The organism is Rhodococcus sp. C26F (assembly GCF_053345925.1).
The window spans coordinates 254,295-263,534 of record NZ_JBKFBA010000001.1; the positions used below are offsets into that span (position 1 = coordinate 254,295).

At 68.9% G+C, this 9,240-nt stretch carries 9 protein-coding genes; 4 read left to right on the plus strand and 5 right to left on the minus strand.

Annotation, left to right across the window (positions count from 1 at the left end):
* The first annotated feature begins 46 nt into the window (after positions 1 to 46).
* Positions 47 to 505, plus strand: coding sequence for a PH domain-containing protein (locus ACLBYD_RS01140; RefSeq protein ID WP_447815083.1), 459 nt, complete (start codon positions 47 to 49; stop codon positions 503 to 505).
* Here ACLBYD_RS01140 and ACLBYD_RS01145 read toward each other — a convergent pair.
* On the minus strand, positions 490 to 1,416 hold the full coding sequence (locus tag ACLBYD_RS01145; protein WP_447815084.1) for a rhomboid family intramembrane serine protease: 927 nt from the start codon (positions 1,414 to 1,416) through the stop codon (positions 490 to 492). The genes ACLBYD_RS01140 and ACLBYD_RS01145 overlap by 16 nt on opposite strands.
* A 10-nt stretch (positions 1,417 to 1,426) precedes the next feature.
* Positions 1,427 to 1,954, minus strand: a complete 528-nt coding sequence (locus ACLBYD_RS01150; RefSeq protein WP_024102562.1) for a peptidylprolyl isomerase — start codon at positions 1,952 to 1,954, stop codon at positions 1,427 to 1,429.
* Positions 1,955 to 2,055: 101 nt separating this feature from the next.
* Here ACLBYD_RS01150 and ACLBYD_RS01155 point away from each other — a divergent pair, with 101 nt between their 5' ends.
* Together ACLBYD_RS01155 and ACLBYD_RS01160 are read left to right on the plus strand one after the other, a co-directional pair.
* Complete coding sequence (locus ACLBYD_RS01155; RefSeq protein ID WP_447815085.1) at positions 2,056 to 2,520, plus strand: hypothetical protein; 465 nt, start codon at positions 2,056 to 2,058, stop codon at positions 2,518 to 2,520.
* 355 nt (positions 2,521 to 2,875) lie between these two features.
* The gene (locus ACLBYD_RS01160; protein WP_447815086.1) at positions 2,876 to 4,831 is read left to right on the plus strand and encodes an acyl-CoA dehydrogenase family protein; all 1,956 of its coding nucleotides are present in this window, start codon (positions 2,876 to 2,878) and stop codon (positions 4,829 to 4,831) included.
* A gap of 73 nt (positions 4,832 to 4,904) precedes the next feature.
* Here ACLBYD_RS01160 and ACLBYD_RS01165 read toward each other — a convergent pair whose 3' ends face one another.
* Positions 4,905 to 6,197 (minus strand): alpha/beta fold hydrolase, encoded by a 1,293-nt coding sequence (locus ACLBYD_RS01165; protein ID WP_447815087.1) that lies wholly within the window; start codon positions 6,195 to 6,197, stop codon positions 4,905 to 4,907.
* 215 nt (positions 6,198 to 6,412) lie between these two features.
* On the opposite strand from ACLBYD_RS01165, the gene ACLBYD_RS01170 reads away from it, so the two are divergent.
* Positions 6,413 to 7,519 (plus strand): hypothetical protein, encoded by a 1,107-nt coding sequence (locus ACLBYD_RS01170; RefSeq protein WP_447815088.1) that lies wholly within the window; start codon positions 6,413 to 6,415, stop codon positions 7,517 to 7,519.
* Here ACLBYD_RS01170 and ACLBYD_RS01175 read toward each other — a convergent pair whose 3' ends face one another.
* Both ACLBYD_RS01175 and ACLBYD_RS01180 read right to left on the minus strand, forming a co-directional pair.
* A complete protein-coding gene (locus ACLBYD_RS01175) occupies positions 7,520 to 8,509 on the minus strand; it encodes a R2-like ligand-binding oxidase (RefSeq protein WP_258259963.1) in 990 nt (329 codons plus the stop codon).
* Between the two features lie 45 nt (positions 8,510 to 8,554).
* Positions 8,555 to 9,240, minus strand: a 686-nt coding sequence (locus ACLBYD_RS01180; RefSeq protein WP_447815089.1) for a Dyp-type peroxidase, incomplete at its 5' end; no start/stop codon positions are given.

Genomic DNA, 9,240 nt, shown 5'->3' on the forward strand with positions numbered 1-9,240 from the left:
CAACCCGGTGAGAGGTCCCCGGGGAACGGATCGGAAGAGGACGCAGATGCCCGACGAGACAGCGCTGCGGTGGGCGACGCCGCCCGCCGCGATAGCGGCGTTGTCGGCCGCCGGTATCGCCTTGGCCGTGACGGCCGCGGTTGCGGTTCCCGACGCGGCCGGTCGCGTACTGGTGGGTTTCGCGGCGGTGCTCGTCCTCGTGATGGTCGCGCTCGCGCTGCGGCAGCGTCCGCGTCTCGAAGTGCTCCCCGGAGGAACGGGGGTCGCGACGATGCGGTTGACGGGTCGTCGCGAGTTCCCACGCGCGGCCCTGCACCGCGTGCGGATCGTCGAGTACCCGCGCTTCGGGCGGCGCGTGCCGATGCTCGAGATCGACACGATCGACCCCGCGACCGGCACGGAGAACCTGATGATCTTCGGCCGGTGGGATCTGGGCACCGACCCGCGGAACGTGCACGCCGCGCTGGCGGTGCGCGATCTCGCGCCCGATCAGACGCCCAGTTGATCGCGTAGCCGCACGACGGCGAGCACGATCGCGACCAGCGTCACCGCGACGACCGCGACCAGCGCGATCCATCCGGTGCGCACGATGCGGTCCCGGTCGGTGCCGGCACCGAGATACTGCGGGGCGTAGAGCAGGGCCGCTGTCACGGCGGCACCGGCGACGAGACCGCCCAGGTGACCCCACAGGGAGATGCCCGGGATGGTGATGCTGATGATCACGTTGAGGCCGACGATGGTCAGCACGGGTGCCGGGCTGCGACGCAGGCGCAGCAGGATGACGGCCTGCGCGCCGAGCAGACCGAAGACCGCTCCCGACGCTCCGGCGGTGACCGCACCGGTCTCCATGAACATCACCGCGGCGGATCCACCGAGGATCGACACGAGGTAGACCGAGAGGTACCGGGCGCGTCCGAGCACGAGTTCGGTGTCGCGTCCGATCACCCACAGGGCGAACATGTTGACGGCCAGGTGGAGCAGGCCGAAGTGCAGGAATCCGCTGCCGAGGATCCGGATGTACTCGCCGTGCGCGGCGATGATGGGCGGCCACAACGCCCAGTCGAGGAACAGCGCCGAGCCCTGCTCGTTGGTCATCACGCTGCCCGACTGCGCGGCGGTGATGCCGAAGACGAGCACGTTCAGCGCGATGAGCACGTACGTCACGATCGGCGAGGGCCGATCGGAACGGACGGGTGCGCCGGCGATGGTGCGGGCCTGCGGTGTCGACCGTTCGGCCGCGGCGACGCAGTCGACGCAGTGCTGACCGACCGAGGCGGGACGCAGGCACTCGGGGCACGCGGGTCGGCCGCATCGGGAGCAGGCGAGAAGGGTCGGGCGGTCGGGATGGCGAACGCACCGCGGCTGGGGCTGCGGGCCACCACCCTCGGCCGCGGAGCCCCAGCCGGGGTTCGTCATGGGAACTCTCTCAGGAGATGGTGATGCTGTTGATCACGACGTCGTCGACCGGACGATCGGCGCGGTCGGTGGCGGTGGTCGCGATCGCGTCGACGACCTTCTTCGACTCGGCGTCGACGACCTCACCGAAGATGGTGTGGCGACGGTTGAGATGCGGGGTCGGGCCGACGGTGATGAAGAACTGCGAGCCGTTGGTGCCCGGGCCGGCGTTCGCCATCGCGAGCAGGTAGCCGCGGTCGAACTGCAGCTCGGGGTGGAACTCGTCGGCGAACTGGTAGCCCGGGCCGCCGCGACCGGTGCCGGTGGGGTCGCCACCCTGGATCATGAAGCCGTCGATGACGCGGTGGAAGACCGCGCCGTCGTAGAACGGACCGCTGGTCTCGCCCTTGGCGTTCTGGGTCTTGTACTCCTTGGTGCCCTGAGCCAGGCCGACGAAGTTCTCGACCGTCTTCGGCGCGTGGTTGCCGAAAAGCGCAATCGCGATGTCGCCGCGGTTCGTGTGGAGCGTGGCCGTTGCTGTCTGATGCGGTGAAGTCACCCCACCATGGTGCCATTTCCCGCTTCCCGGGCAGGACAGGCGGCGCGGGACACGCTCTCCGGTCACGACCGCAGGTCCGGGCGGTATGGAAGAGTGGACGCATGAGCAAGCTGATTCATGCCGAGACCGACCACGTGTGGCTTCCGGCATTCGTGCGACGCCACGACGAATCCGGCAATCTCGCGGGTGCTCTCCGCGTGGCCGGCGAGGGCGCGGTAGCGCTCGCGCAGGGCTCGAGTGCGGCCGGACTCTTCGCAGCACGCAAGGGTCTGGACGTCGCGGGCGAACTGCTCTCGGTGGCCCGGCGGGCCGCGGCCGAGCGGTGTGCCGCGAAGTCGTCCTCGCGTCCGGAGCGCACGGGCAGGCGGGTCGGTCTCGTCGTCGCCGGCGCGGTTGCCGTCGTGGCCGCAGGCGGGGTCGTGTTCTACCGGCGACGCCGTCCGGCTCACCCTCCGATCGCTCCGGAACCGCCGCGCGTGCGGCCGGCGGAATCCGCCGCGACGACGACCGGACAGGCCGCGTCGACGCCGGTCTCCCCCGAGTCCACCGACACCTCGGAGGCCTGATCGCCGTCCGCGGTGCCGAATTCTCGTTCCGCGGATCGGATCTCGCGGTCGACGATGAGGCACGCCGCGAAGTAGAGCGCGCCGAGGAAAGTGAGCAGGACGGGGACGAAGGCCAGGAATTCCATGGCCACCTCCGTTCCGATCCGCGATGGGGATCGGCGAGTGACGGGCGGGGCACGTCGTCGGTGACGATTCGAGCGTAGGCGCGTCCGGGAGTACCGGCACGTCCCCGACGACCTCCGCGGTAGTGATCTCGTTCACATCCCGACCGCTTCATGATCGACTTGGCCGAACCTGTGATAAGCGACACATCCGGGTGCATACTCACCAGTAGGCACGCGACCCGGAGGCAGTCATGGCAGACAGCGCCGATGTCCGAACCCCACAGGTCACCGAGCGGCAGGCTCGTGAAGTAGCGGAGCAGGCGCGCGAATCCGAGTGGAACAAGCCGTCCTTCGCGAAGGAACTGTTCCTCGGACGGCTCACCCTCGACCTCGTCCACCCCTTCCCGCGACCGACACCCGACGAGGACTCCCGCACCGAGGAGTTCCTCGCACGCCTGCGCGCCGCGTGCAGTTCGATGGACGGCGGCCGCATCGAACGCGACGCACGGATACCCGACGAATACGTCCGCGAGCTGGCCGAACTCGGCTGCTTCGGCATGAAGATCCCGCAGGAGTACGGCGGCCTCGGGCTGTCGCAGGTCGCCTACAACCGGGCCCTGACGGTCGTCGCCTGCGTGCATCCCAGCATCGGCGCGCTGCTGTCGGCCCATCAGTCGATCGGTGTGCCGGAACCGCTGAAGCTCGCCGGCACCCCTGAGCAGAAGCAGCGCTTCCTGCCGCGATGCGCGCGCGGCGCCATCTCGGCTTTTCTGCTCACCGAACCCGACGTCGGGTCCGACCCCGCGCGACTCGCGTCCACCGCCATCCCGGTCGAGGACGGCAGCGCCTACGAACTCGAGGGCGTCAAGCTGTGGACGACCAACGGGGTGGTCGCCGAACTGCTCGTCGTCATGGCCCGCGTACCGAAGAGCGAGGGCCATCGCGGCGGGATCTCCGCCTTCGTCGTGGAAGCGGATTCGCCCGGCATCACCGTCGAACGCCGGAACTCCTTCATGGGTCTGCGCGGGATCGAGAACGGCGTGACCCGGCTGCACAAGGTGCGGGTTCCGAAGGAGAACCTGATCGGGCGTGAGGGCGACGGGCTGAAGATCGCGTTGACGACGCTCAACGCCGGTCGCCTCGCCATTCCCGCGATGTGTTCGGGTGCCGGGAAGTGGGCGCTGAAGATCGCCCGCGAATGGTCGTCGGAGCGGGTGCAGTGGGGCAAGCCGGTCGGCGAGCACGAGGCCGTCGCCGCGAAGATCTCGTTCATCGCCGCGACCACCTACGCACTCGAGTCCGTCGTGGAACTGTCGGGTCAGATGAACGACGAGCAGCGCAACGACATCCGCATCGAGGCGGCGCTGGCGAAGTTGTGGGCGAGCGAGATGGGATGCCTCATCGCCGACGAACTCGTGCAGATCCGCGGCGGGCGCGGCTACGAGACCGCCGAGTCGCTCGCTGCACGCGGCGAACGAGCCGTTCCCGCAGAGCAACTCGTCCGCGACCTGCGGATCAACCGGATCTTCGAGGGGTCGAGCGAGATCATGCGTCTGCTCGTCGCCCGCGAGGCGGTCGACGCCCACCTGCGTGCGGCCGGCGAACTCGCCGACCCCGATTCGACGGGCAAGGAGAAGGCGCAGGCCGCGGTGCGTGCGAGCGGGTTCTACGCCCGGTGGCTCCCGAAGCTCGTCGCCGGCAAGGGGCAACTACCGCGAACCTACAACGAATTCGGTTCCCTGGCGCCGCATCTGAGGTACATCGAACGCAGTTCGCGCAAGCTCGCCCGCTCGACCTTCTACGGGATGGCCCGCTGGCAGGCCGGACTCGAGAAGCGGGAGAACTTCCTCGGCCGGATCGTCGACATCGGAGGCGAACTGTTCGCCGCGACCGCCGTGTGCGTGCGCGCCGAACGGCAACGCGTGGACGGGCATCCGGGAGCCGACTCTGCCTTCGAACTGGCCGACGCCTTCTGCAAGCAGTCGCGACTGCGCGTGGAGAAGTTGTTCGACGCGCTGTGGACGAACACCGACGCCGAGGACCGGCGCACCGCGGCCGGCGTTCTCGAGGGCAGATACGAGTGGCTCGAGCGCGGTGTGCTCGATCCGAGCGAGGGCACCGGTCCGTGGATCTCCCGCTGGGAACCGGGCCCGTCGACCGAGACGAACGTCGCACGCCGGATCATCGACACCCGTCACTCGGTGTAGACCCTGCACACGGACCCGGCCCGCACCCCCGGAAGGGAGTGCGGGCCGGATCGATTGCGGATTCGAAGGATCGTCAGAAGGCTCCGCAGTTCGACGGTGCGGGCTCACCGCGCAGTCGCGCTTCGATGTACGCGACGGAGTCGGGCAGTCCGCCGATCATGGGCACCGCGTGATTGATGATGAAGCCGGGCAGGATCGGCGGCGTCGTGTTGGGCAGGAACTGCACCGTCGCGCCCTTGTCGCACCAGTCCAGCGCCAGCTGATGGCCCTGACCGTAGGGGACGGTGTCGTCCTGCGTGCCGTGCTGGAGCAGGACGGGCACGGCCGGCGTGCGGTTGCCGATGCGCTGCTCCGCGAGGATCTTCTGGACCTGGGGAAGGCGCTCGAGCACGACGTCGAGGGGCTCACCCGTGCGGGTGTAGTCGCCGGTGCGCTGGAACGCGAAGTTCGCGATCGTCTCCGGGACGCACTGGTCCGCCACGGCGGCGAGCATTTCACGGCCGCGATCGCTGACCTCGGCGTCGATCTCGTCGCGGATCTCCGGGTAGGCGTCGGCCAGACCGTTGATCGTGTACCCGATGGCACCGGTGAGCAGCGTGCCGTCGATCTGCTTCAGCGTGGCCACGAGGTCGGCGGGCGGAGCACCCACGTAGGCGCCGACGAGGTTCAGTTCGGGCGCGTACTCGGGTGCGAGCTCGGCCGCAGCGCCCGACGCGCCGCCGCCCTGCGAGTAGCCGAAGAGGCCGACCGGGCTTTTCTCGGTCACCGACGCGTTCTCGAGCTTCAGCGCCGCGCGCACCGAGTCGAGCACCGCGTGGGCTTCGGCGGCGCGGTTCACGTAGGTGTGGTGCCCCGGCGTACCGAGACCGTCGTAGTCGGTGACGACCACGGCGATGCCGCGCAGCAGCAGCGCGTTGATCGACAGCACCTCGTACTCGGTGAAGAAGTCGAGGGGCGGGTTGTAGTTGACGAGCGCCCCGAGATTGCGGGACGGCGCGCACTGGTCACCCTGACCGTGGGTACCGATGGCCAGCGCGACGAGCGGCCGGTCGCCAGGACCGTTCCACGGCGTCGACGGCTCGATGTAGGTTCCGCTCACCGCATTGGGTGCGCCCTTGGCGTCGTTGCTGCGGTACAGCAGCTTGGTGCCCTGACCGGGGAAGACGCCTTCGGCGACCGGCGCGCGCAATGCCAGATCGGACGGTGCCGTGCGCAGGACGTCGCCGGGGGCACCCGTCGGCAGCGGTTCCGGCGGGAAATAGAAGTCCGTCTCGGCTCCCGCTGTCGTCGCGGTTCCGAGAAGCCCGCCCACGAGGACCGTCGACGTCACCGCCGCGGCCATCCACTTCCGAGCACGCCCCACCATGTTGTTCCTCCACCTGGATCCACCGGAGCCGTGTGTCCCTCGTCACGGCGGTACGGACTGTAACACGTACTTACCGGAAAGTAAGGTCGGCACTTCCCTCCCTGTCTGCCACAATCGTTCTTCGCGCCCGAAGCGGTGCATTTGTCCGGCGCACCCGGAGCGAGTCGGGTCCTCGGCAGCAAGACGGACGAGCAGCCTCTCGAGGAAGGGAAGACATGGCAATCGGTGTCGGCCTCCGGATCGGGCGAGTCGTGTCCACGGCGGTCATCGCATCCAACGAACCCGGCACTCCCGACCCTGTCGTCCTCGCCCGCGACTCCGTCCTGCACGTCGACCACGACGGCAACACGTCGCTCGGCAGCGTGGCGCACGGGGACGAAGCACGCACGATCGCGGGCTTCCTCACGCGGGTCGGCGACGCCTCGGGCATCACCGCGAGCGACGGTCGCATGTACCGCGCCGAGGACGCGATGGCCACTGCCATCCACTGCCTGCTGCGGGAGTGCCATCCGCTGCCGACCTTCGGCGGCATGGACCGCGACAGCGACCCCGGCTACGCCGCGACCTACCCGTCGCACTGGGATCCGGACACCATCGCGACATTGCGCGCGGCCCTGGACTACGCGGATCTGCGCCACGTCGACCTCGTGTCCGACGCGCAGGCGGCCGCCGCCTGGTACGCCTCCGAGATATCCGAGACCCCAGGACAGCTCGTGGGGGTCTTCCATCTCGACGACGGCGGCTCGACCGTCACCCTCGTACGTTCGGGCGTGCCCGCCGGCAAGGCCTACCGCACCCCCGCTCAGGGCGCTCCGTCCCCGGCGGCCCAACTCGCCACGGCCCTCGGATCGTTCGGCTGGATGCCCGACAATCTCGAGGCCGTCGTCGTCATGGGCGACGGTCTCGTCGCCCGCGACCGCACCCACATCCAGGAGATCGCCAACAGCCTCGCCACGAAACTCACGGTGCGCAGCCTCGTCGGGCCGGGCCCGGAACAGACCGCGGCACTCGGCGCAGCGATCCTCGCGGCCGGATTCACCCCGGCACGCGAGACCAACAAGACCCGGATCGGGCTGCCGCCCTCCTACGACGAAACCGACGTCCTCACCGGCGGTCTCGCGCGACTGCGCGAACTCGAGGAGCGGCGCGTCGAGGCCGAGAACTTCGTGGACGCACGCGGCGCCGCGGAGGAGTCCGCACCCGTTCCCGTTCTCACCGCCGACACCGAGGAGGAGAGCGGCGGCGGCAACACGAGAACGGTGGTCATCGGGGTCGTCGCCGTTCTCGTGTTGATCGCGCTCGTTGCCGGCGTGCTGCTCTGACTACTGCCCCGCTCGCTCCGCCGGGGCGCGGTCGGGAGCGGGCACCGCGGCGAGCGCGGCAGCGTCCTCGTCGCCGAAACGTTCCTCGAGCACCGCAGGAGCGAAATCGAGATCGATTTCCTCGAGCGGACGTCCGCGCGCGGATTCGATTGCGCCGAGCCGTCTCTGGGCACGGTCCGCCGCGTAGGAGATGAACTCGTCGTTGTCGAGCCCGTAGGGCTGTTCGTCGAACTGCTCGTTCTGCCACTGGATCATGCCGGTCGCGAGGGGAAGCAGTTCCTCCATCCGCTGCAGCACGACGTTCCAGTTCGAATCGTCCGCTGCCACATGCCGTCTGCAGGTGAACGTGCCCCAGGCCATGTGCCGGCGCTCGTCGGATCCGATCCGCCGGATGATCTCCTGCATGCCCGGCAGGATCCCGAACTTCGTGCACACCTTCTGCCACGCGTAGTACCCCGTCAGCGCGAGGCTGCCCTCGATGACGTGGTTGTAGGTGACGCTCGCGCGGACCTGGTTGGCCGGCGACGGATCGCGGTCGAGGACGCGGAGGCTGTGCGGCAGTTCCTCGTAGAACAGCTTCCGGTAGTAGGGATTCTCGGCGACGAAGGGATGCAGGTCGGACGTGAGTCCTACGGTGTCCATCCAGCGACGGAACACCTGGACGTGCTTGGCCTCCTCGTAGCAGAACTGCGTCAGGTACATCTCGTCGCCCAGCCGCCCTTCCGCCTCCATCGCGCGGAGGAACGGGAGGATGTCCTGCGTGACGGCCTCCTCACCCGCGACGAACAACGCGACCAGATAGGTCGAACTGCGGCGCTGCTCGGAGTTGAGCGAGGCCCAGTCGTCGGCGTCGTGGGAGAAGTCGATGTCCATCGGGTCCCAATGTGCTGCGTTGCCCTTCGCGAAGAGACGCAGCGGGAAGGCGTCCCAGTTCAGACCGCCTTCCCGCAGCGACGCGAAGCCTTGACGTATCTGTGTAATCTCGGTCACACAATCGAGGCTAGACCTCGATTCCACATCCGTCGCGGACTTGTCTCAGACACCCAGCAGGACGTCGCCGGGATAGCCGTCGGGACCGAATCCCGGCGGGAGGAGGAAGACGGCCGACCCGATCGGAGTGATCCACGGATTCAGCGCGTCGTGCTCGGCGAGGCGCTGCTGCACCGGGACGAACTGACGCTCCACGTCCACCTGGTAGGTGGCGAACAGCAATCCGGCGCCGTCCTGGTCGTCGTAGTTGTACCCCCGTCGCAGGAACTGCTCGTCGCCGGTGCGGGGACGCGCCCGCGCGACGTGCGATTCCGGCGGGATCACCGGGATACCGAACCGGTCGGTGGCCTCGAAGTCGGCGTCGTCGTGTTCCTCCGAACCCGTCAGCGGAGCACCGTTCGACAGTCGCCGGCCGACGGCGAGTTCCCGAGCGGGACGGTCCAGCTCGTCCCAGGTGTCGAGTTCCATGCGGATCCGGCGTAACACGAGCGAGGTGCCACCGGCCATCCACGGCGGGTCACCCGGATTCCACACCTGCCGGTCGAAGTCCGGGCTGTGCGGCGCGGGATTGACGGTGCCGTCGACCTGCCCCATGAGGTTGCGCATCGTCGTCCCGTCGGGTCGCGTGCCGGCCGCACGCCGGAACCCTCGCTGGATCCAGCGGACCGTCGCCACCGATCGCACACTCTTGGTGAGTGTGCGGACCGCGTGCGAGACGGTCACCGGGTCGT

Coding starts and splice junctions, on each gene's coding strand:
- ACLBYD_RS01160 (WP_447815086.1), top strand. CDS start 2,876: ATGGCAGACAGCGCCGATGTCCGAACCCCACAGGTCACCGAGCGGCAG.
- ACLBYD_RS01140 (WP_447815083.1), top strand. CDS start 47: ATGCCCGACGAGACAGCGCTGCGGTGGGCGACGCCGCCCGCCGCGATA.
- ACLBYD_RS01155 (WP_447815085.1), top strand. CDS start 2,056: ATGAGCAAGCTGATTCATGCCGAGACCGACCACGTGTGGCTTCCGGCA.
- ACLBYD_RS01145 (WP_447815084.1), bottom strand. CDS start 1,416: ATGACGAACCCCGGCTGGGGCTCCGCGGCCGAGGGTGGTGGCCCGCAG.
- ACLBYD_RS01170 (WP_447815088.1), top strand. CDS start 6,413: ATGGCAATCGGTGTCGGCCTCCGGATCGGGCGAGTCGTGTCCACGGCG.
- ACLBYD_RS01165 (WP_447815087.1), bottom strand. CDS start 6,197: ATGGTGGGGCGTGCTCGGAAGTGGATGGCCGCGGCGGTGACGTCGACG.